Genomic DNA, 20,918 nt, shown 5'->3' on the forward strand with positions numbered 1-20,918 from the left:
GCTTGGCAGTGAAAAATGTCCTTGGCAAAAGGCCGATATATGACCCTTCGTCGTTTCATGTGACTTTTTTTCGCCAACCCAAAAGGCATGGCGTTCTGAGGTCACGCAATGGGCAAACCCTGATGATAGCGGGGTTTGAATGCGAACCATCCTTGAATCAATTTTTTACTTATGGCTCGTATACCTTAAAGGTTACGTGCTTATGACAAATCGATCATTCACACAGCCCTACGCCTTGGGTAGAAATCAACTCAGGTTGTCTCGCAACGAGGCAACACCTTTGCTCGCCACGCCGGCAGCGAGCGCGCAACACCGGCAGAATGAATCTGCCCGGCCTCAACGAGGCCGACGGGACATTACAGTCAACAAGTGAGGGCAACACCCTATGAGAAGACTTAAGCGTGATCCGTTGGAACGAGCATTTCTACGCGGATACCAATACGGCATCCATGGCAAATCCCGTGAGCTTTGCCCCTTTACTCTACCGTCAGTACGCCAAGCCTGGATTAACGGCTGGCGCGAAGGACGCGGCGACAACTGGGACGGTATGACCGGCACTGCGGGTATCCATAGACTCAACGAACTTCACGCCGTTGGCTGAATCACGAGGACACTTTTAATCTTTCCCATCAACCATGCACGCCCCATCCGGGCGGCGGGCTGAGGCCCAGGGGCCCCTTCAAGGGGCCCTTTTTAATGCCGGCGCTTTTTTAATGCCCGTGTGAATCAGCGCGGCAAGGCGGCAATGGCGTCTACGGCCTCGCGAATCAAGGCAGGGCCCTTGTAGATGAAGCCCGAGTAGATCTGCACCAGGCTCGCGCCGGCCTGGATCTTCTCTGCCGCGTGGCGCCCTTCAGTAATGCCGCCCGCGGCAATGATTGGCATCTTCCCTGCCAACTCACCCGAGAGCACCTTGACGATGTGAGTGCTCTTCTCGCGTACCGGCGCACCGGACAAGCCACCGGCCTCGTCACCATGAACCAGGCCTTCGACACCTTCACGGCCCAGGGTGGTGTTGGTGGCGATCACCGCATCCATCCCCGACTCCAGCAAGGCCGCGGCGACCAGCACGGTTTCTTCGTCGCTCATGTCCGGGGCAATCTTGATGGCCAGCGGCACACGCTTGCCATGCTGGCTAGCCAGTACTTCACGACGCTCGGCCAGTGCGGCCAGCAGCTGCTTGAGCGACTCGCCGAATTGCAGGCTACGCAGGCCCGGTGTGTTAGGCGAGCTGACGTTGACCGTGATGTAACTGGCATGGCCGTAGACTTTTTCCAGACAGATCAGGTAATCGTCGACCGCACGCTCGACCGGGGTGTCGAAGTTCTTGCCAATATTGATCCCCAGGATGCCTCGGTATTTGGCCGCCTGAACCCGTGACAGCAGGTTATCCACGCCCAGGTTGTTGAAGCCCATGCGGTTGATGATGGCCTCGGCCTCAGGCAAACGGAAAATCCGTGGCTTGGGATTGCCCGGTTGCGGTCGCGGCGTCACGGTGCCGATCTCAACGAAACCGAAACCCAACTGCGCGAAACCGTCGATGGCCGCGCCGTTCTTGTCCAGGCCCGCGGCCAGGCCGACCGGGTTGGCGAACTCCAGGCCCATGACATTGACCGGCAAGCGCGCGGGCGCCTTGGTCAGCAGGCCATTGATACCCAAACGGCCACCGGCGCCAATCAAATCCAGCGACAGGTCGTGGGAGGTTTCCGGGGAGAGTTTGAACAACAGCTGGCGGGCCAGGTTATACATGGGCGACGTGAGCTCGACGGGGGACGGGTAAGGGCGGCGATTATAGCCGGGGCGGCGACTCCAAGCCCAGCCCCGTCGCTCACCGCCTGGCATATGCTTTGCTTTAGCTACCCCATCTCCCTGCTCCAACGGCGGAACAGGGCAAGGATTTCAGCGACGCCAGGCCGCAACCGCGCGAGCCCCACCGGCGCTTCTTTATGGGTAGTAGTGCTCTGATGAATAACATCCCCGTGAATCCGCTGGTTTGGGCCAATGGCAGCGATGCCCCCGAAAAACATAGCTTGAACATCGGCTTCATGGCCCTGAGCGATTGCGCCTCGGTGGTGGTGGCCGCCACCCAGGGCTTTGCCCAGGCCCACGGCCTGACCCTGAACCTCAAGCGCCAGAATTCCTGGGCGACCCTGCGCGACAAATTGATCAACGGCGAGCTGGACGCCGCACACAGCCTCTACGGCCTGATTTACGCCGTCCACCTGGGCATCGGCGGTACACCCGCCAACGACATGGCGGTCCTGATGGGCCTGAACCAGAACGCCCAGAGCATCAACCTTTCCCCGGCACTGCAGCGCCTGGGCGTGACCGATCCTGAAGCACTTCGCCTGCACGTGCACCAAAGCAAGACAAAACTCACCTTCGCCCAGACCTTCCCCACCGGCACCCATGCCATGTGGCTGAACTATTGGCTGGCAAGCCACGGGATTCACCCGCTCTACGATATCGACAGCGTGGTGGTCCCGCCGGCACAAATGGTCGCCCACCTGCAGGCCGGTCGCATTGATGGCTTTTGCGCAGGCGAACCCTGGGCTGCCAGCGCCATCGGGCAGGGGCTTGGCTTTACGCTCGCGACCAGTCAGTCGATCTGGCCGGACCACCCGGAAAAGGTGCTGGGTTGTACTCAGGCGTTCGTGAACCAGTACCCCAATACCGCCCGTGCGCTGGTCATGGCGGTCCTTGAAGCCAGCCGTTTTATCGAGCAAAGCCCGGAAAACCTGCGCAGCACCGCCCAATTGCTAAGCGGACAAGATTTCCTTGCCACCCAAGTAACCGATATCGAGCCGCGGCTGCTGGGCAACTACGACGACGGCCTCGGGCACTGCTGGCACGACCCGCACAGCCTGCATTTCCACAATGAAGGCGTTGTGAACCAGCCGTACCTGAGCGACGGCATGTGGTTCATGACCCAGTTCCGCCGCTGGGGCCTGCTGCGTGACGAGCCCGACTACCTGCAGGTTGCACGGCAAGTACAACAGTGTTCGCTGTATAGCGATGCCGCCGGGGCGTTGGGCATTCCCTGCACGGATCGGCCAATGCGCCGCAACCAACTGATCGATGGCAAAGTCTGGGACGGCTCAGACCCGGCCGGCTATGCGCGTAGCTTCACCTTGCATGCCTTGTACGACCATCCCTTGCACGCGCAACGCTGACAGGAGCTCGCCACCATGCTGCGTATCCTGCTGATTGATGACACCGAGAAAAAAGTCGGGCGACTGAAAAGCGCCTTGATTGAAGCGGGCTTTGAGGTCATTGACGAATCCGGCGCTGCCATCGACCTGCCTGCGCGCGTCGAAACGGTGCGCCCGGATGTGATCCTGATCGATACCGAGTCACCCGGCCGTGACGTGATGGAACAAGTGGTGCTGGTCACCCGCGATTGGCCCCGGCCCATCGTCATGTTCACCGACGAGCACGACCCGGGCGTGATGCGCCAAGCCATCAAGTCCGGCGTCAGTGCTTATATCGTCGAGGGCATCCATGCCCAGCGCCTGCACCCGATCCTGGACGTGGCCATGGCCCGGTTCGAGAGCGACCAGGCCCTGCGAGCCCAGTTGCATGCCCGCGACCAACAATTGGCCGAGCGCAAGCGCATCGAATTGGCCAAGGGGCTGCTGATGAAAATGAAGGCCTGCAACGAGGAACAGGCCTACACCCTGATGCGCCGCCAGGCCATGAGCAAACAGCAAAAGCTGATCCAGGTCGCCGAACAGATCATTGCCATGAGCGAGTTGCTGGGCTGAAACAATTCTGGCCCAGGTATTGCTAGTTCTCTGATAACTCCTGCAGGCAGCCAACGGCGGTTGCCTGAAATCACGACAAAGACGTCGCACCCCACTGGCCCTGGCCAGCTGGGAGGCGACGTCTTTTTTTTGCCCCAAAAGACTTCCGTTGAGACTGATCGCAGTCGAGGTGTTCAATGAATACGAATACGAGCTTCTGGAAATCCGGCCACGCCCCTACCCTGTTCGCCGCCTTCTTGTACTTCGACCTGAGTTTCATGGTCTGGTACTTGCTCGGCCCTTTGGCCGTACAGATTGCCGCCGACTTGCAACTGACCACGCAGCAACGCGCCATGGTCGTCGCCACACCGATCCTGTCCGGTGCGATCCTGCGCTTTGTCATGGGCATGCTGGCGGATCGACTGTCACCGAAAACCGCCGGCCTGATCGGCCAGGTTATCGTGGTCTGTGCGCTGTTCGGTGCCTGGAAACTGGGCATCCACAGTTACGAGCAAGCCCTGTTGCTGGGCGTGTTCCTGGGCGTGGCCGGCGCCTCGTTCGCGGTGTCGCTGCCACTGGCCTCGCAATGGTATCCACCCCAGCATCAAGGCAAGGCCATGGGCATTGCCGGTGCCGGCAACTCAGGCACCGTGTTTGCCGCCCTGCTCGCTCCGATGCTGGCTGCAGCGTTTGGCTGGAGCAACGTGTTCGGTTTTGCGCTGATCCCACTGCTCATCACCCTGGTGGTGTTCGCCTTGATCGCCCGCAACGCGCCGCAACGGCCGAAAGCCAAATCCATGGCCGACTACTTCAAGGCCCTGGGCGATCGCGACAGCTGGTGGTTCATGTTTTTCTACAGCGTCACCTTTGGCGGCTTTATCGGCCTGGCCAGCGCCCTGCCCGGCTACTTCAACGACCAATATGGCCTGAGCCCCGTGACAGCCGGCTACTACACGGCTGCCTGCGTGTTCGGCGGCAGCCTGATGCGCCCACTGGGCGGTGCGCTGGCTGATCGCTTCGGCGGCATTCGCACACTGCTGGCGATGTACACCGTGGCAGCCATTTGCATTGCCGCTGTTGGCTTCAACCTCTCCAGCTCCATGGCCGCACTGGCGCTGTTTGTCGCCGCAATGCTGGGCCTGGGCGCCGGCAATGGCGCCGTATTCCAGTTAGTGCCGCAACGCTTTCGCCAGGAAATCGGCGTCATGACCGGCCTGATCGGCATGGCCGGCGGCATTGGCGGCTTCTTGCTGGCAGCGGGCCTTGGCACCATCAAACAACACACCGGCAGCTATCAACTGGCCTTGTGGTTGTTCGCAAGCCTGGGCGTGCTGGCCTGGTTCGGCCTGTACGGCGTCAAGCAACGCTGGCGCACCACCTGGGGCTCGGCGGCCGTCACTGCCGCGCGCGTCTGAGACACTTGCCTCATGAGCCTGCAATTAAGCTTCGCCCACGCCTCCGCCACCGGACCGCGCAGCGAAAACCAGGACGCCCTGCGCCTGGTGACGCCGGCGCCGGCCTTGGCGGCGAGCAAGGGCTATTTGTTTGCACTGGCCGATGGCGTCAGCCAGTGCGCCGACGGCGGCCTGGCAGCACGCGCAAGCTTGCAGGCATTGGCCCTGGACTACTACGCCACGCCTGAAACCTGGGGCATTACCCAGGCTCTGGACCGTCTACTACTGGCACAAAATCGCTGGCTGCAGGCCAACGGTGGCGGCCAGCCGCTGCTCACGACCTTGAGTGCGCTGGTGCTGCGCGGCCAGCGTTTTACCATGGCCCACGTGGGCGATTGCCGCGTCTACCGCTGGCTTGATGATTGCCTGCTGCGGGTCAGCGAGGATCATGTCTGGGATCAGCCTGGCATGCAGCATGTGCTCAAGCGGGCGCTGGGCCTGGATCAACACCTGGTGGTCGACTATCTGGAAGGCGAGTTGCGCCAGGACGAACGCTTCCTGATCCTCAGCGATGGGGTCTGGGCGGTGCTTAAGGATCATGAAATCAGCCGCGTGCTGCGCGAGCAGAACGATCTCGAACAGGCCGTTCAGACACTGGTGCAAAGCGCCCACCTGGCGGGCAGCCAAGACAACGCGAGCGCCTTGCTCGTTCAGGTCGATCAATTGGGGCTGACGACCTTGGGCGATAGCCTGGCGCAGTCAGCGCAATGGTCATGGCCCGGACCACTCAAGGCCGGCCAACAGCTCGACGGCCTTGAAGTCATGGCGCTGGTGAAGCAGAGCCGCCAATCCAGGCTCTACCGGATGCGCGACGCCCAACAACAAACCTGGCTGCTCAAGACCTTGCCAGCCGGCCGCGATGAAGACCCCGCCGCCCAACAAAGCTTATTGCTGGAGGAATGGTTTCTGCGTCGTGTGGCCGGCCGGCACTTTCCCGAAGTGCACCCGGCCTCCCAGCGTCAGCACCTGTACTACCTGATGCGTGAATATCCAGGCCAGACCCTGGCCGAGCGCTTCACCCAGGACGGTCCGCTCCCCCTTGACCAATGGCAGTCGATTGCCCAGCGCCTGCTGCGGGCACTGGGGATGCTCCATCGACGCAATATCCTGCATCGCGACATCAAGCCGGAAAACCTGCACATGGGCGACGATGGCGAACTGCGCGTACTCGATTTCGGCCTGGCCTATTGCCCGGGTCTGTCGCAGACCGAGGCCTTTGAACTCACGGGCACCCCCAGTTACATCGCCCCGGAAGCGTTCGAGGGTGCGTCACCCAACCCGCAGCAGGACCTGTATGCCGCGGGTGTCACCCTGTTCTTTCTGCTGACCGGGCATTACCCCTATGGCGAGGTCGAAGCGTTCCAGCGGCCTCGCTTCAACAACCCGGTGAGCGTCAGTCGGTTTCGCCCGGATGTCCCGGATTGGTTGGCCGCCAACGTGGCACGCGCCGTTGCGGCCAACCCCGAACAACGCTTCGAGACGGCCGAGCAGTGGTTGCTATTGCTCGAACAAGCCGAGCGCCAACCACCCGCCCTGCGCGCCCGGCCCTTGCTGGAGCGCGAGCCCCTCAAGGTCTGGCGAACACTTGCGCTGCTGTCACTGGTTATCAACCTTATATTGCTGGTATCAGTGCTCAAGGCATGACACCACCGGCTCCCACACAGAGGAAAAAACATGAACGCGAAAGTCTGGCTGGTGGGTGCAGGCCCTGGAGACCCTGAATTACTGACGCTCAAGGCGGTCCGCGCGCTGGGCGAGGCTCACGTGGTGTTGATCGACGACCTGGTCAATCCGGCAGTGCTCGAGCATTGCCCACAGGCACGCGTGATCCCGGTCGGCAAACGGGGTGGCTGTCGCTCCACTCCACAAGCCTTTATCCATCGTTTGATGCTGCGCTATGCGCGCCAGGGAAAGTGTGTGGCAAGGCTTAAAGGTGGCGACCCCTGCATTTTCGGTCGCGGCGGCGAAGAGGCCCAATGGCTGCAGAGCCAGGGTGTCGAGGTCGAATTGGTCAACGGCATTACCGCCGGCCTGGCAGGTGCCACCCAGTGCAATATTCCTTTGACGCTGCGAGGCGTCAGCCGTGGGGTGACGCTGGTGACGGCCCACACTCAAGATGACAGCTGCCTGAACTGGCAGGCACTGGCACAAGGTGGCACGACCCTGGTGATCTACATGGGTGTAGCCAAGCTTGGGGAAATTGCTGAAAGCCTGTTAGCGGGCGGGATGCAAAGCACCATGCCAGTGGCCATGATCGAAAACGCATCCCTCCCCCACCAGCGTGAATGCCGCAGCCAGCTTGGCACCCTGAGCACCGATGCGCAGGCGTTCGGCCTGCAAAGCCCGGCGATTCTGGTCATTGGGGAAGTCGCCGCGCAGGCAGCACAGGCGGTCATCAAAGAGGTCATGGCGGGCTGAATACAAAAAAGCCCTGCAGCTCAATGGCTGCAGGGCTTCCAGGCTGCTGACTGTAGCCGCTGCCGAAGGCTGCGATGCGGCCCGTCAGGGGCGCCAAGGCGGTCGCGAGATCCTGCGCCCGCTCTGCGGCCGATCGCAGCCTGTCGGCAGCGGCTACAATCAGGCCAACGCTTCGCTCGGTTTGCCAAGCAGGCGATCCGCCACGACGGCCCCAGCCAGGGTGATCACCGACGGGATCAACCAAGCCAGGCCTTGCTCGCTCATCGGCAGGTGCGCCAGAACCCCTGGCAACTCGAAGCCTGCGCCCTTGAGCGCGTCGATCATGCCGAAAACAAACGAAACCAGCATCACCGGCGCCATGATCCGCGCCTGAGAGTTCCAGATGCCCTTACAGAAACTCAAGGCAACCAGAACGATGCACGGCGGGTAGATGGCGGTCAGCACGGGGATCGAAAAGGCGATCAGCTTGGTCAGGCCCAAGTTGGACACCAACAGCGAGAATGCCGCCAGAATGACCACGAGGGTCTTGTAGGACAGCGGCAACACTTGGCTGAAGTATTCGGCGCAGGCGCAGGTCAGGCCCACTGCAGTCACCAGACAGGCAAGCGCAATCAACACGGCCAGGAAGCCACTGCCCAGCGAGCCGAAGGTGTGTTGTACATAGGCGTGCAATACCGCGGCGCCATTGGTGGCGGTCGCCGCAATGTCATGGCTGCCGGCACCCAGGCGGAACAGGCTGATGTAAACCAGCGCCAACCCCACGCCTGCGATCAGGCCGGCAATGATTGCATAGCGAGTGATCAGCTTGGGCGACTCGACACCACGGGAGCGGATGGCATTGACGATGACGATACCGAACACCAGCGCGCCCAGGGTATCCATGGTCAGGTAGCCATTGATGAAGCCTTGCGAGAACGGCGCGGCGACGTAGGCAGGTTGCGCCTCACCGATGGTGCCAGCAGGCAGGGCGAACGCGGCGATACCCAGCGCAGCCAGGGCAATGATCTTCAACGGTGCCAAAAAGCGACCGACAGTATCGAGCAGACGGCCCGGATACATCGACACCGCCAGCACGACAATAAAGTACACCAGGCTATAGATAAACAGCGCCAGCGGGCTTTCGCCGGTCAGGGGCGCCACGCCCACTTCAAAGGACACCGTGGCGGTACGCGGGGTAGCGAACAGCGGGCCGACCGCCAGGTAGCAAACCGCAGCCAACAGGCCGCCAGCCACTTTACCGATGGGACTGCTCAGCGCGTCCATGCCGCCACCGACCTTGGCCAAGGCAACCACGGTGATCACCGGAAGACCTACAGCGGTAACAAGAAAGCCCAGGGCAGCCATCCAGACATGGGGACCAGACTGCAGGCCGACGATAGGTGGGAAGATGATATTGCCAGCACCCACGAACAACGCGAACGTCATAAAACCAAGCGCCAGGATGTCCTGGCCTTTCAACACTTTCATTAAGGAAATACCACACTACTGAATCGGAATTAGAGGGGGATTTCCCTATGGGTGAGGGAAATGCAGTCGATCCTGATGAGGACAGACCCGCTAAGTACGCACGCGCCCTTTTGGGGCACCGGTACAAAATGGCCCTCAGTGTAACCAAGTTGCACCTTTAAAGCATCGCAGCCTATCGAATTGTCCGATAGGTGCAACCGGTTGTCGCCTAGAGAACAGCAATCGTTGCAACTCTGTGCGGCAACCGCGGGAAAAATCTTCAGCCGTACTAGGAAATACCGAGAACCAGATACGACAAAGGCCACCCGAAGGTGGCCTTTGTTGGTGGAACGTCAAATAAGCGCGAGGCTTACTTGGCTTCCCAACCGGTCAGCTCGGCCAGGGCCTTGCCGATGTCTGCCAGCGAACGCACGGTTTTTACACCTGCGTCTTGCAGAGCAGCGAATTTCTCGTCTGCAGTGCCTTTGCCGCCAGAGATGATTGCGCCCGCATGGCCCATGCGCTTGCCAGCAGGGGCAGTCACACCAGCGATGTAGGAAACAACTGGCTTGGTCACGTGTGCCTTGATGTAGGCAGCCGCTTCTTCTTCAGCCGAACCGCCGATCTCACCGATCATGACGATCGCTTCGGTCTGCGGGTCTTCCTGGAACAGTTTCAGGATGTCGATGAAGTTCGAACCTGGGATCGGGTCACCACCGATACCAACGCAGGTGGACTGACCGAAACCGGCGTCAGTGGTCTGCTTAACGGCTTCATAGGTCAGGGTGCCGGAACGGGAAACGATACCGACCTTGCCTGGCAAGTGAATGTGACCTGGCATGATGCCGATCTTGCACTCGCCCGGAGTGATGACGCCTGGGCAGTTAGGGCCGATCAGGGTAACACCCAGCTCGTCGCACTTGACCTTGGCATCCAGCATGTCCAGGGTAGGAATGCCTTCGGTGATGCAGACGATCAGCTTGATGCCGCCGAAGGCCGCTTCCAGGATCGAGTCTTTGCAGAAAGGAGCTGGAACGTAGATCACGCTGGCGGTGGCGCCAGTGGCAGCTACAGCGTCTTTCACGGTGTTGAATACTGGCAGACCCAGGTGCTCGGTGCCGCCTTTGCCTGGAGTTACGCCACCCACCATCTGGGTGCCGTATTCGATGGCTTGCTGGGTGTGGAAACTACCTTGCGAACCGGTAATACCCTGGCAGATGACTTTGGTGTCTTTATTGATCAGGACGCTCATTACTTGCCCTCCGCAGCTTTGACAACTTGTTGAGCAGCGTCGGTCAGGCTAGTTGCCGCGATAATGTTCAAACCGCTTTCTGCCAGTACTTTGGCGCCCAGTTCAGCGTTGTTGCCTTCCAGACGAACAACAACCGGCACTTTAACGCCGACTTCTTTCACTGCACCGATGATGCCTTCGGCAATCATGTCGCAACGAACGATGCCGCCGAAGATGTTGACCAATACGGCCGCGACGTTGGAGTCGGACAGGATGATCTTGAACGCTTCGGTTACGCGCTCTTTGGTTGCGCCGCCACCTACGTCGAGGAAGTTGGCTGGCTTGCCGCCGTGCAGGTTGACGATGTCCATGGTACCCATGGCCAGGCCAGCACCGTTGACCATGCAACCGATGTTGCCTTCCAGGGCCACGTAGTTCAGCTCGAAGCTGGCAGCGTGGGCTTCACGAGGATCGTCCTGGGACGGGTCGTGGAAAGTTTTCAGCTTAGGCTGGCGGTACATGGCGTTGGCGTCGATGTTGATCTTCGCGTCCAGGCAGTGCAGATCGCCGTCAGCCTTGATCACCAGCGGGTTCACTTCCAGCAGAGCCAGGTCGTGTTCCTTGAACAGCTTGGCCAGACCGACGAAGATCTTGGCGAACTGAGCAACTTGCTTGCCTTCCAGGCCCAGCTGGAAAGCCAGCTCGCGACCCTGGAATGGCTGAGCGCCAACCAGTGGATCGATAGTGGCCTTGATGATTTTTTCAGGAGTTTCGTGAGCGACTTTCTCGATGTCCACGCCACCTTCGGTGGAAGCCATGAACACGATGCGACGGCTCGAACGATCGACTACAGCGCCCAGATACAGCTCTTTGGCGATATCGGTGCAGGATTCGACCAGGATCTTGGTCACTGGCTGACCGTTGGCGTCAGTTTGGTAAGTGACCAGACGCTTGCCCAACCATTGCGCAGCGAACGCCTTGGCGTCTTCTTTGCTGCGAACCAGCTTGACGCCGCCCGCTTTACCGCGACCACCGGCGTGGACCTGGGCCTTGACGACCCACTCGGTGCCACCGATTTTTTCGCAGGCTTCTGCTGCCGCTTCAGGGGTGTCGACTGCGAAACCCTTGGATACTGGCAGGCCGTATTCAGCGAACAGCTGCTTACCCTGATACTCGTGAAGATTCATGCTTTTTACCGTCTTCGTTAGGTACTGCGCTTCGGCGCTGCACTGTTAGGGAGTGCCGCGCCACCTGTGACCGCTTACTTGCGCAGCGAACTGCGCAGGATCGAGTCCGGCGTAGGTTCCGCGGTCAGTCTTGTATGCAAGACTGACGACGAGACTGACGACGGGCTGTACGCCGTGGTTTCTTATTGTTTAACGCTTTTTACGGTTGGCTATATGAATCGCACCGCCGTTAACGGCCAGTGCGGCTTCATGCAGCGCTTCAGACAGGGTCGGATGGGAGAAAACCATCATGCCCAGGTCTTCAGCGCTGGTGCCGAATTCCATTGCGATTGCACCCTGCTGAACCAGTTCGGCAGCGCTTGGGCCAATCACGTGAACACCCAGTACGCGGTCGGTCTTGGCATCGGCGATGACCTTGACGAAACCACCGGTATCGTTGGCTGCCATGGCACGGCCACTGGCGGCGAACGGAAAGGTGCCCACGTTAACCTCAACGCCTTCAGCCTTCAAGGCCTGTTCGGTCTTGCCGACCCACGCAATTTCCGGGTGAGTGTAAATGACCGAAGGGATCAGGTCATAGTTCATCTGAGCCTTGTGGCCCTTGATGCGCTCGACAACCATGATGCCTTCTTCGGAGGCCTTGTGCGCCAGCATCATGCCGCGGACCACGTCACCAATGGCGTAGACGCCCGGTACGCTGGTCGCGCAATGATCGTCAACGAACACGAAACCGCGCTCGTCAATGGTAACGCCACTGTCAGCTGCCAGCAGGTCGGTGGTCACCGGGCGGCGACCAACAGCTACGATCAGCTTGTCGAAGGTGATGTTCTGTTCGCCGTTGGCGTCGGTGTAGGTCACCACGACTTCTTCGCCGTTGACCTTGGAACCGGTGACGCGAGCGCCCAGCTTGATGTCCAGGCCTTGCTTGGTCAGAGTCTTCTGCGCTTCCTTGGCAACGGCAGTGTCAGCCGCCATCAGGAAGGTATCCAGTGCTTCCAGGACAGTAACCTGAGCACCCAGACGCGACCAGACCGAGCCCAGCTCCAGACCGATCACGCCAGCGCCGATCACGCCCAGACGCTTAGGTACGGTTTGGAATTCCAGTGCGCCGGTGGAGTCAACGATGACGTTCTGGTCGACCGGAGCCGGTGGAATGTCGATCGGACGCGAGCCGGAGGCCAGGATCACGCTCTCGGCTTCGATGATTTCAACAGTGCCATCAGCCTTGGTGACTTCAACTTTCTTGCCAGCCAGCAGTTTGCCGTGGCCTTGAATGGAGGTCACGCCGTTGGCCTTGAACAGGGTGGCGACACCGCTGGTCAGGTTCTTGACGATGCCAGCCTTGCGGCCAACCATCGCGGCGACGTCCATCTTGACTTCGCCAGTCGAGATACCGTGGACGTTGAAGCTCTCTTTGGCTTCCTTGTACTTCCAGGAGCTGTCCAGCAGCGCCTTGGAAGGAATGCAACCTACGTTCAGGCAGGTGCCGCCGAGGGCGAGCTTGCCTTCGCCATCGGTGTATTTCTCGATGCAGGCAGTCGACAGACCGAGTTGGGCTGCCTTAATAGCAGCCACATAGCCGCCAGGGCCTGCACCAATCACTACCACGTCGAATTTCTGAGTCATAACACATTCCTTATCGAATCAAACCGGACAGCCCCCTTGAGGGGGGCCGCCTTGGGACGAAGCTGAATCTTTCGGCCAAAAGCCTGCCCTCGCCGGAAGGCGAACGCAGGCCCAGGAAGCCTGATCAGATGTCCAGCAGCAGACGAGCCGGGTCTTCCAGCAGGTTCTTGATGGTCACCAGGAAGGTCACAGCTTCTTTGCCGTCGATCAAACGGTGATCGTAGGACAGTGCCAAGTACATCATCGGACGGATGACAACCTGACCGTTGACTGCCATCGGACGCTGCAGAATGTTGTGCATGCCCAGGATGGCCGCTTGCGGCGGGTTGACGATCGGAGTCGACATCATCGAACCGAAGGTGCCACCGTTGGTGATGGTGAAGGTGCCGCCGGTCATCTCGTCGATGGACAGCTTGCCGTCACGGGCTTTCTTGCCGAAGGTGGCGATGCCGCCTTCGATTTCAGCCAGGCTCATCAGCTCAGCGTTACGCAGAACCGGTACGACCAGGCCACGGTCGCTGGAAACAGCAACACCGACGTCGGCGTAGCCGTGGTACACGATGTCGCTGCCGTCGATCGAGGCGTTGACAGCCGGGAAGCGTTTCAGCGCTTCGGTGGCGGCCTTGACGAAGAACGACATGAAGCCCAGGCGCACGCCGTTGTGCGACTTCTCGAACAGGTCCTTGTACTTCGAACGCAGCGCCATGACTTCGGTCATGTCGACTTCGTTGAAAGTGGTCAGCATAGCCATGTTCGACTGTGCTTCTACCAGGCGCTTGGCCACGGTAGCGCGCACGCGGGTCATTGGCACGCGCTTCTCGGTGCGGTCACCGGCAGCCATTACTGGCGCGGCGCCCGCAGGAGCAGCAGGCTTGGCAGGTGCAGCAGCAGGAGCGGATTTCTTCGCTTCGATGGCTGCAACGACGTCTTCCTTGGTCACGCGGCCGTCTTTGCCAGTGCCTTTGACGCTGTTCAGGTTGATACCGTTTTCTTCGGCCAGCTTGCGAGCAGCTGGAGCGCCGATGGCGTCTTCAGCTTCAGCGGCAGCCGGAGCAGGAGCACCACCGGAAGGGGCGGCAACAGCAGCGGCAGGCGCGGCAGCAGCGCCGCCTTCGGTGATGGAGCCGAGGACTTCGTCGGACAGGACGGTTGTGCCCTCGTCCTTGACGATCGCACCCAGTACACCGTCAACAGTCGCCAGAACTTCGAGTACGACCTTGTCGGTTTCGATGTCGACGATCAATTCGTCACGCTTGACGGCGTCGCCCGGTTTCTTGTGCCAGGTGGCAACGGTGCCATCGGCAACCGATTCCGGGAAAGTTGGGGCTTTGATCTCGATAGCCATTATCAGTGGTTCCTTAAATTCGATTTCTATGCGAAGGCGTTAAACAGTAAAGGCATCTTGCAGCAGTTTTTCCTGCTGCTCGGCGTGCATCGACGCATAACCACAGGCAGGCGCGGCAGAAGCTTCGCGGCCAGCGTATTCCAGGCCCAGGGCCTTGTTGTGGTTACCGATGCTGCGACGCAGGTGATGCTGACTGCTGTACCAGGCACCCTGGTTCATCGGCTCTTCCTGACACCACACCACGTTCGTGAGATTGGTGTAAGGCGCGATGGCCTCCATCAGGTCGTCTTCCGGGAACGGATAAAGCTGCTCGATACGCACGATGGCAATGTCTTCGCGGCCTTCGGCACGGCGTTTTTCCAGCAAGTCGTAGTAGACCTTGCCGCTGCACAGGACCAGGCGAGTAACCTTGGCCGCATCCAGCGTGTCGATCTCTGGGATGACCGTCTGGAACGAACCTTCGGCCAGATCTTCCAGGGTCGAGATGGCCAACTTGTGGCGCAACAGCGACTTGGGCGTCAACACGACCAGCGGTTTACGCAGCGGACGGATCACCTGACGGCGCAGCAGATGGTAGATCTGTGCCGGGGTGGTCGGTACGCATACCTGGATGTTGTGCTCGGCGCACAGCTGCAAGTAACGCTCAAGACGTGCCGAGGAGTGCTCCGGCCCCTGCCCTTCATAACCGTGTGGCAGCAGCATGGTCAGACCGCACAGACGGCCCCACTTGTGCTCGCCACTGGTGATGAACTGGTCGATCACAACCTGCGCACCGTTGGCGAAGTCGCCGAACTGGGCTTCCCAGATCACCAGTGCGTTTGGCATGGTGGTGGAATAGCCGTATTCGAACGCCAGTACCGCTTCTTCGGACAGGAACGAATCGTACAGGTCGAAACGTGGCTGGCCGGCGTAGAGGTTCTGCAGCGGCACGTAGGTGCTCGCATCCTTCTGGTTATGCAGCACCGCGTGACGGTGCGAGAAGGTACCGCGGCCGATATCCTGGCCGGTCATGCGCACAGGGTGACCTTCGAAGGCCAGGGTCGCGTACGCCATGGTTTCGGCGTAACCCCAGTTGATCGGCAAGCCACCGGCCTGCATCTTCTGACGGTCTTCGTAGATCTTCGCAACCTGGCGCTGCACCACGAAGCCTTCTGGAATTTCCAGCAGCTTGGCAGACAGTTCCTGCAAGGTTTTCAGATCAAAGCGGGTGTCGTGACGCGCAGTCCACGCGTGGCCCAGGTACGGGCGCCAATCCACGAACAACTCTTTGTTCGGCTCCTTGACCAGGCTTTTTACTACATGCAGGCCGTTGTCCAGCGCGTTGCGGTACTCGTCGATCTTGGCCTGAACAGTGGCTTCGGTCTGCACGCCGCTCTTGACCAGGCTCTCGGCATACAGCTCACGGGTGGTGCGCTGCTTGGCGATTTTCTGGTACATCAGAGGCTGGGTGCCGCTTGGCTCGTCGGCCTCGTTGTGGCCGCGACGACGGTAGCAGACCAGGTCGATGACCACGTCACGCTTGAACTGCATGCGATAGTCGATCGCCAACTGGGTCACGAACAGCACAGCTTCTGGATCATCACCGTTAACGTGCAGGATCGGCGCCTGGATCATCTTGGCAACGTCGGTCGCGTACTCGGTGGAGCGAGAGTCACGAGGGTTGCTGATGGTGAAGCCGACCTGGTTGTTGATGACGATGTGTACCGTACCGCCAGTCTTGAAACCGCGGGTCTGGGACATCTGGAAAGTTTCCAGCACAACGCCTTGGCCAGCAAAGGCCGCGTCACCGTGCAGGGAAATCGGCAGTACCTTGTCACCTACCGCATCGTTGCGACGGTCTTGACGGGCACGCACCGAACCTTCGACCACAGGCGATACGATTTCCAGGTGAGACGGGTTGAACGCCATGGCCAGGTGAACTTCACCGCCTGCGGTCATCACGTTGGACGAGAAGCCCTGGTGGTATTTCACGTCGCCAGAGCCGAGCTCGACCTGCTTCTTGCCTTCGAACTCGTCGAACAGGTCGCGCGGGTTCTTGCCGAAGGTGTTGACCAGAACGTTCAGACGGCCACGGTGAGCCATGCCGATCACGACTTCCTTGGTACCGTAGGAACCGGAACGCTGGATCATCTCGTCCAGCATCGGGATCAGGCTTTCGCCACCTTCCAGACCGAAACGCTTGGTGCCCGGGTATTTGGTACCCAGGTATTTTTCCAGACCTTCGGCAGCGGTGACGCGCTCAAGCACATGGTTCTTGATGTCGGCAGAAAATACCGGGCGCCCACGCACGCTTTCCAGACGCTGCTGGAACCAGCTGCGCTGCTCGGAATCGGTGATGTGGGTGAACTCGGAGCCGATGGTGCGGCAATATGTCTGCTGCAACGCTTCGAGGATTTCGCGTAGGCTCGCTTCCTCCTTGCCGATAACCAGGTCGCCGGCACGGAAGATCGTATCAAGATCGGCATTGGTCAAGCCGTAATGATTGATCGACAGGTCTACTGGCGCAGGGCGCTGCCACAACCCTAGCGGGTCGAGCTGAGCGGCTTGATGGCCGCGCATACGGTAGGCCTGGATCAGTCGCAACACTTCAACCTGCTTCTTCTCGTGTTCGCTGCTCACGCTGCCGGCGGAAACCGGTTGGGCGCGGCGCTGGTTCTTTGCCAGCAGTACGAAATGGTCGCGGATTGTCGAGTGCGATACATCGGTAGCAGTGCTGCCTTCGGCGGGCAACTTCTGAAAGTAAGTGCGCCACTCTTCTGGCACAGCGTTAGGGTCGTGCAGGTAGAGCTCATAGAGCTCTTCCACATAGGCAGCGTTACCACCTGACAGGTGGGCGCTGTTCCACATGCGCTGCATCACGCTTTCTTGCATGCTTGGTCACCCTCGGTTAGGGGCCTGAATCGGCAAGTGATCAAAGAAAGGGGTGGAAAAGTCAGAGTGCAGCGACTGAACCAAGCCACTAACTAAGGTCCTGCGGATTTTCCGGGTACCAGCCCGGAGTGCCCCTGCTGGTCTCATATCTTCGAAAGTAAGAGTTCGGGCTTTGTGAGCCCTCGCTCGGGTTTCACCTCAGTGCGGACAAGGGTCCGCACGTCGGTGTGCTACGGGTACAACACTTTTAAAATCAGGTACCGCTTTGCAGCAACATGTTGCGTATGTGGCCGATTGCCTTGGTCGGGTTCAGACCTTTAGGGCAGACGTTCACGCAGTTCATGATCCCGCGGCAGCGGAATACGCTGAACGGGTCGTCCAGGGAAGCCAGACGTTCCTCGGTCTTGTTGTCACGGCTGTCTGCCAGGAAGCGATACGCTTGCAGCAGTGCAGCTGGGCCCAGGAACTTGTCAGGGTTCCACCAGAACGACGGGCAGGAAGTCGAGCAGCAAGCGCACAGGATGCACTCGTACAGACCGTCCAGCTTTTCACGTTCTTCCGGCGATTGCAGACGCTCGATAGCCGGTGGCGGCGTATCGTTCTGCAGGAACGGCTTCACCTTCTCGTACTGCTTGTAGAAGATGCTCATATCGACGACCAAGTCACGAATTACCGGCAAACCCGGCAACGGACGGACGACCAACTTGTTACCTTTTACGACAGCGGACAGCGGCGTGACGCACGCCAGGCCGTTCTTGCCGTTGATATTCATGCCGTCGGAACCACAAACGCCTTCACGGCAGGAGCGACGATAGGAGAAGCCTTCGTCCTGCTCTTTGATCAGCGCCAGCACGTCCAGAACCATCAGGTCCTTGCCGCCGGTGTCGACGTCGAATACCTGGGTTTTCGGTGCCGAGTCCGTGTCTGGGTTGTAACGATAAACTTCGACTTTCAACATGTCGGCCACCCTTAGTAAGTCCGTATTTTTGGCTCGAAAGCCGGTACGGTTTTCGGCGAGAAGTTAACACCACGCTTGGCAACGCGTTTCTCACCCGGGAAGTACAGGGTGTGGCACAGCCAGTTTTCGTCATCACGATCTTCGAAGTCTTCACGGGCGTGAGCGCCGCGGGACTCTTTACGCACTTCTGCAGCGATGGCAGTGGCTTCGGCCACTTCCAGCAGGTTCTGCAGTTCCAGTGCCTCGATACGTGCGGTGTTGAACGCCTGGGACTTGTCGTTGATCTTGACGTTGGCGATGCGCTCGCGCAGGTCGGCCAACTGGGCAATACCCTTCTGCATGTATTCGCCGGTACGGAATACACCGAAGTAGTTCTGCATGCAGCTTTGCAGCTCGCGACGCAGGGTTGCGACGTCTTCACCGGTGGTGCGCTCGTTGAGCTTGTTCAAGCGGCTCAGCGCAACGTCGATGTCGGTGTCGCTGGCATCGCGGTACTCGATACCCTCGGTCAGCGCTTTTTCCAGGTGCAGACCAGCAGCGCGACCGAATACCACCAGGTCGAGCAGCGAGTTGCCGCCCAGGCGGTTGGCACCGTGAACCGATACGCACGCCACTTCACCCACTGCGAACAGACCAGGGATGATGGTGTCTTCGCCATTGGCGTTCTGAGTCATGGCCTGGCCATGAATGTTGGTGGCAACGCCGCCCATCATGTAGTGGCAGGTTGGAACAACCGGAACCGGCGCGACAACAGGGTCGACGTGAGCGAAGGTTTTCGACAGCTCACAGATACCTGGCAGGCGGCTGTGCAGCACTTCTTCACCCAGGTGGTCGAGCTTGAGCATCACGTGGTCGCCGTTAGGGCCACAGCCGTTACCGGCGATGATCTCTTTAACCATGGAACGGGCCACAACGTCACGACCGGCAAGGTCCTTGGCGTTGGGCGCATAACGCTCCATGAAACGCTCGCCGTGCTTGTTGATGAGGTAACCACCTTCACCACGGCAGCCTTCGGTAACCAGTACACCTGCGCCGGCGATGCCGGTTGGGTGGAACTGCCACATTTCGATGTCTTGCACCGGCACGCCAGCACGCAGCGCCATGCCAACGCCGTCGCCGGTGTTGATCAGGGCGTTAGTGGTAGACGCATAGATACGACCCGCGCCACCGGTCGCCAGTACAGTTGCCTTGGAACGGATGAAAGAGGTTTCACCGGTTTCAATGCAGATGGCGATCACACCGACGAAGGCGCCGTCCTGGTTCTTGACCAGATCGACCGCGTACCACTCGTTCAGGAAGGTGGTGCCGGCTTTCAGGTTGCCCTGGTACAGGGTGTGCAGCAGTGCGTGACCGGTACGGTCGGATGCAGCGCAAGTACGCGCAGCCTGGCCGCCCTTGCCGTAGTCCTTGGATTGACCGCCGAATGGACGCTGGTAGATACGACCGGTTTCGGTACGGGAGAACGGCAGACCCATGTGGTCCAGCTCGAAGACCGCAGCCGGGCCTTCCTGACACATGTATTCGATAGCGTCCTGGTCACCGATGTAGTCGGATCCCTTGACGGTATCGTACATGTGCCAGCGCCAGTCATCGTTCGGGTCTGCAGAGGCGATGGCGCAAGTGATGCCGCCCTGGGCCGATACAGTGTGCGAACGGGTCGGGAACACTTTGGTGATCACCGCAGTCTTGTGGCCGCCCTGGGCCAGCTGCAGTGCGGCACGCATGCCGGCACCGCCACCACCAACAATGATGGCGTCGAAGGAAATCGTTGGAATGTTAGCCATGAATCAGATACCCCAGAGAATCTGCACGCCCCAGACGAAGTAAGCGAACATTGCAACGCCGCATACAGCCTGGAACAGGAAACGAATTGCAGTCGCCGACTTGCCGAACGCCATTGGCGTCAGGTAGTCAGTTGCTATGGTCCACATGCCGACCCAGGCGTGAGCGCCCAGGGCAACCAGTGCCAGCAGACTGAAAATGCGCATTCCGGTATGGGAGAACAGATCATGCCACTGGTCAAATTCAAGGCCCGGGTTAGCGATGATGTATCCGATCAGGAAGATGAAATAAGCCGCGAGAACGACCGCAGAAACGCGTTGCGCCATCCAGTCATAGAGGCCCGAACGCGAAAGGTTCGTGACGTTAGTTACCATATCCAGACTCCCGCCAGAACAATCACCACCACAGAGACGGCGATGACAATTTTCGAGCCCAGTTTGCCGCCTTCCAGCGTCTCACCGATGCCCATGTCCATGATCAGATGGCGCACACCGGCCACCAGGTGATACAACAAGGCGGACAGCAGGCCCCAAATCACAAGCTTGGCCAGCGGGCTGGTCAAACACGCCTTCACCTCGCCGAAGCCTTCCTCCGAACCCAGGGTTTTATCCAATGCATAAAGCATGATGGCAATGCCCAGGAAGAGAATGACACCGGAAATACGGTGGAGAATGGACGTGTAAGCAGTGACAGGGAGTTTGATGGTCCTTAGGTCTAGGTTTACAGGTCGTTGGCTTTTCACGGCTTTTTTCACACTGAAGAGCCCCTAGCAAGCAGGGCAAAGTTGTTGGGAAGTGCACTGGTCAGGTACCCACCACCCACGGAGTGCGACCCCCAGAAAGACGGGCTCGCAAGCC

The 20,918-nt window shown here is 59.8% G+C and carries 17 protein-coding genes; 6 read left to right on the top strand and 11 right to left on the bottom strand.

The window, feature by feature from the left end; translation table 11 throughout:
• The first annotated feature begins 385 nt into the window (after positions 1–385).
• The gene (gene rmf, locus AC3IX4_RS20920) at positions 386–601 is read left to right on the top strand and encodes a ribosome modulation factor (protein ID WP_008368461.1); all 216 of its coding nucleotides are present in this window, start codon (positions 386–388) and stop codon (positions 599–601) included.
• Between the two features lie 125 nt (positions 602–726).
• Here rmf and AC3IX4_RS20925 read toward each other — a convergent pair whose 3' ends face one another.
• Positions 727–1,749 carry a quinone-dependent dihydroorotate dehydrogenase gene (locus AC3IX4_RS20925; RefSeq protein WP_489257292.1) on the bottom strand — a complete coding sequence of 341 codons (1,023 nt, stop codon included), beginning with the start codon at positions 1,747–1,749 and terminating at the stop codon, positions 727–729.
• A gap of 215 nt (positions 1,750–1,964) precedes the next feature.
• Between AC3IX4_RS20925 and AC3IX4_RS20930 the strand changes: the two genes are divergently transcribed.
• The 5 genes from AC3IX4_RS20930 to cobA all read left to right on the top strand — a co-directional run bounded on the left by AC3IX4_RS20930 (position 1,965) and on the right by cobA (position 7,615).
• On the top strand, positions 1,965–3,173 hold the full coding sequence (locus AC3IX4_RS20930) for a CmpA/NrtA family ABC transporter substrate-binding protein (RefSeq protein ID WP_489257293.1): 1,209 nt from the start codon (positions 1,965–1,967) through the stop codon (positions 3,171–3,173).
• Positions 3,174–3,188: 15 nt separating this feature from the next.
• Positions 3,189–3,764 carry an ANTAR domain-containing response regulator gene (locus tag AC3IX4_RS20935; protein ID WP_489257294.1) on the top strand — a complete coding sequence of 192 codons (576 nt, stop codon included), beginning with the start codon at positions 3,189–3,191 and terminating at the stop codon, positions 3,762–3,764.
• A gap of 176 nt (positions 3,765–3,940) precedes the next feature.
• Entirely contained in the window at positions 3,941–5,158 is a 1,218-nt protein-coding gene (locus AC3IX4_RS20940; protein WP_489257295.1) for a nitrate/nitrite transporter, read from the top strand.
• Positions 5,159–5,170: 12 nt separating this feature from the next.
• Positions 5,171–6,841, top strand: a complete 1,671-nt coding sequence (locus AC3IX4_RS20945; protein WP_489257296.1) for a bifunctional protein-serine/threonine kinase/phosphatase — start codon at positions 5,171–5,173, stop codon at positions 6,839–6,841.
• A 30-nt stretch (positions 6,842–6,871) separates the two neighbouring features.
• Complete coding sequence (gene cobA / locus AC3IX4_RS20950) at positions 6,872–7,615, top strand: uroporphyrinogen-III C-methyltransferase (RefSeq protein WP_489257297.1); 744 nt, start codon at positions 6,872–6,874, stop codon at positions 7,613–7,615.
• Between the two features lie 159 nt (positions 7,616–7,774).
• Here cobA and brnQ read toward each other — a convergent pair whose 3' ends face one another.
• From brnQ to sdhC, 10 genes are all read right to left on the bottom strand, one after another.
• A complete protein-coding gene (brnQ, locus tag AC3IX4_RS20955; RefSeq protein WP_489257298.1) occupies positions 7,775–9,082 on the bottom strand; it encodes a branched-chain amino acid transport system II carrier protein in 1,308 nt (435 codons plus the stop codon).
• 349 nt (positions 9,083–9,431) lie between these two features.
• Positions 9,432–10,313 (bottom strand): succinate--CoA ligase subunit alpha, encoded by an 882-nt coding sequence (sucD, locus tag AC3IX4_RS20960; protein ID WP_489257299.1) that lies wholly within the window; start codon positions 10,311–10,313, stop codon positions 9,432–9,434.
• Positions 10,313–11,479 (bottom strand): ADP-forming succinate--CoA ligase subunit beta, encoded by a 1,167-nt coding sequence (gene sucC, locus AC3IX4_RS20965; RefSeq protein ID WP_274295102.1) that lies wholly within the window; start codon positions 11,477–11,479, stop codon positions 10,313–10,315. The genes sucD and sucC overlap by 1 nt, the downstream gene beginning before the upstream one ends.
• 189 nt (positions 11,480–11,668) lie before the next feature.
• Positions 11,669–13,105 (bottom strand): dihydrolipoyl dehydrogenase, encoded by a 1,437-nt coding sequence (lpdA, locus tag AC3IX4_RS20970; protein WP_489257300.1) that lies wholly within the window; start codon positions 13,103–13,105, stop codon positions 11,669–11,671.
• 124 nt (positions 13,106–13,229) lie between these two features.
• Positions 13,230–14,450 (bottom strand): 2-oxoglutarate dehydrogenase complex dihydrolipoyllysine-residue succinyltransferase, encoded by a 1,221-nt coding sequence (gene odhB / locus AC3IX4_RS20975; RefSeq protein ID WP_489257301.1) that lies wholly within the window; start codon positions 14,448–14,450, stop codon positions 13,230–13,232.
• A gap of 39 nt (positions 14,451–14,489) precedes the next feature.
• Complete coding sequence (locus tag AC3IX4_RS20980; protein ID WP_489257302.1) at positions 14,490–17,321, bottom strand: 2-oxoglutarate dehydrogenase E1 component; 2,832 nt, start codon at positions 17,319–17,321, stop codon at positions 14,490–14,492.
• A 253-nt stretch (positions 17,322–17,574) separates the two neighbouring features.
• Positions 17,575–18,279 carry a succinate dehydrogenase iron-sulfur subunit gene (locus AC3IX4_RS20985; protein ID WP_489257303.1) on the bottom strand — a complete coding sequence of 235 codons (705 nt, stop codon included), beginning with the start codon at positions 18,277–18,279 and terminating at the stop codon, positions 17,575–17,577.
• An 11-nt stretch (positions 18,280–18,290) separates the two neighbouring features.
• On the bottom strand, positions 18,291–20,063 hold the full coding sequence (sdhA, locus tag AC3IX4_RS20990) for a succinate dehydrogenase flavoprotein subunit (RefSeq protein WP_489257304.1): 1,773 nt from the start codon (positions 20,061–20,063) through the stop codon (positions 18,291–18,293).
• A gap of 3 nt (positions 20,064–20,066) precedes the next feature.
• Positions 20,067–20,435, bottom strand: a complete 369-nt coding sequence (sdhD, locus tag AC3IX4_RS20995; RefSeq protein ID WP_489257305.1) for a succinate dehydrogenase, hydrophobic membrane anchor protein — start codon at positions 20,433–20,435, stop codon at positions 20,067–20,069.
• Positions 20,429–20,815: a succinate dehydrogenase, cytochrome b556 subunit gene (gene sdhC / locus AC3IX4_RS21000; protein ID WP_489257306.1), complete on the bottom strand. Its 387-nt coding sequence runs from the start codon at positions 20,813–20,815 to the stop codon at positions 20,429–20,431. The genes sdhD and sdhC overlap by 7 nt, the downstream gene beginning before the upstream one ends.
• Positions 20,816–20,918 lie beyond the last annotated feature (103 nt).

Source organism: Pseudomonas sp. KH_021 (assembly GCF_057838865.1).

Excerpts from the sequence above, each read along its gene's own strand:
- lpdA (WP_489257300.1), bottom strand. The coding sequence starts at position 13,105 with ATGACTCAGAAATTCGACGTGGTAGTGATTGGTGCAGGCCCTGGCGGC.
- AC3IX4_RS20925 (WP_489257292.1), bottom strand. The coding sequence starts at position 1,749 with ATGTATAACCTGGCCCGCCAGCTGTTGTTCAAACTCTCCCCGGAAACC.
- AC3IX4_RS20935 (WP_489257294.1), top strand. The coding sequence starts at position 3,189 with ATGCTGCGTATCCTGCTGATTGATGACACCGAGAAAAAAGTCGGGCGA.
- odhB (WP_489257301.1), bottom strand. The coding sequence starts at position 14,450 with ATGGCTATCGAGATCAAAGCCCCAACTTTCCCGGAATCGGTTGCCGAT.
- sucC (WP_274295102.1), bottom strand. The coding sequence starts at position 11,479 with ATGAATCTTCACGAGTATCAGGGTAAGCAGCTGTTCGCTGAATACGGC.
- AC3IX4_RS20930 (WP_489257293.1), top strand. The coding sequence starts at position 1,965 with ATGAATAACATCCCCGTGAATCCGCTGGTTTGGGCCAATGGCAGCGAT.
- rmf (WP_008368461.1), top strand. The coding sequence starts at position 386 with ATGAGAAGACTTAAGCGTGATCCGTTGGAACGAGCATTTCTACGCGGA.
- AC3IX4_RS20980 (WP_489257302.1), bottom strand. The coding sequence starts at position 17,321 with ATGCAAGAAAGCGTGATGCAGCGCATGTGGAACAGCGCCCACCTGTCA.
- sdhA (WP_489257304.1), bottom strand. The coding sequence starts at position 20,063 with ATGGCTAACATTCCAACGATTTCCTTCGACGCCATCATTGTTGGTGGT.
- AC3IX4_RS20945 (WP_489257296.1), top strand. The coding sequence starts at position 5,171 with ATGAGCCTGCAATTAAGCTTCGCCCACGCCTCCGCCACCGGACCGCGC.
- AC3IX4_RS20985 (WP_489257303.1), bottom strand. The coding sequence starts at position 18,279 with ATGTTGAAAGTCGAAGTTTATCGTTACAACCCAGACACGGACTCGGCA.
- brnQ (WP_489257298.1), bottom strand. The coding sequence starts at position 9,082 with ATGAAAGTGTTGAAAGGCCAGGACATCCTGGCGCTTGGTTTTATGACG.
- cobA (WP_489257297.1), top strand. The coding sequence starts at position 6,872 with ATGAACGCGAAAGTCTGGCTGGTGGGTGCAGGCCCTGGAGACCCTGAA.
- sdhD (WP_489257305.1), bottom strand. The coding sequence starts at position 20,435 with ATGGTAACTAACGTCACGAACCTTTCGCGTTCGGGCCTCTATGACTGG.
- AC3IX4_RS20940 (WP_489257295.1), top strand. The coding sequence starts at position 3,941 with ATGAATACGAATACGAGCTTCTGGAAATCCGGCCACGCCCCTACCCTG.
- sucD (WP_489257299.1), bottom strand. The coding sequence starts at position 10,313 with ATGAGCGTCCTGATCAATAAAGACACCAAAGTCATCTGCCAGGGTATT.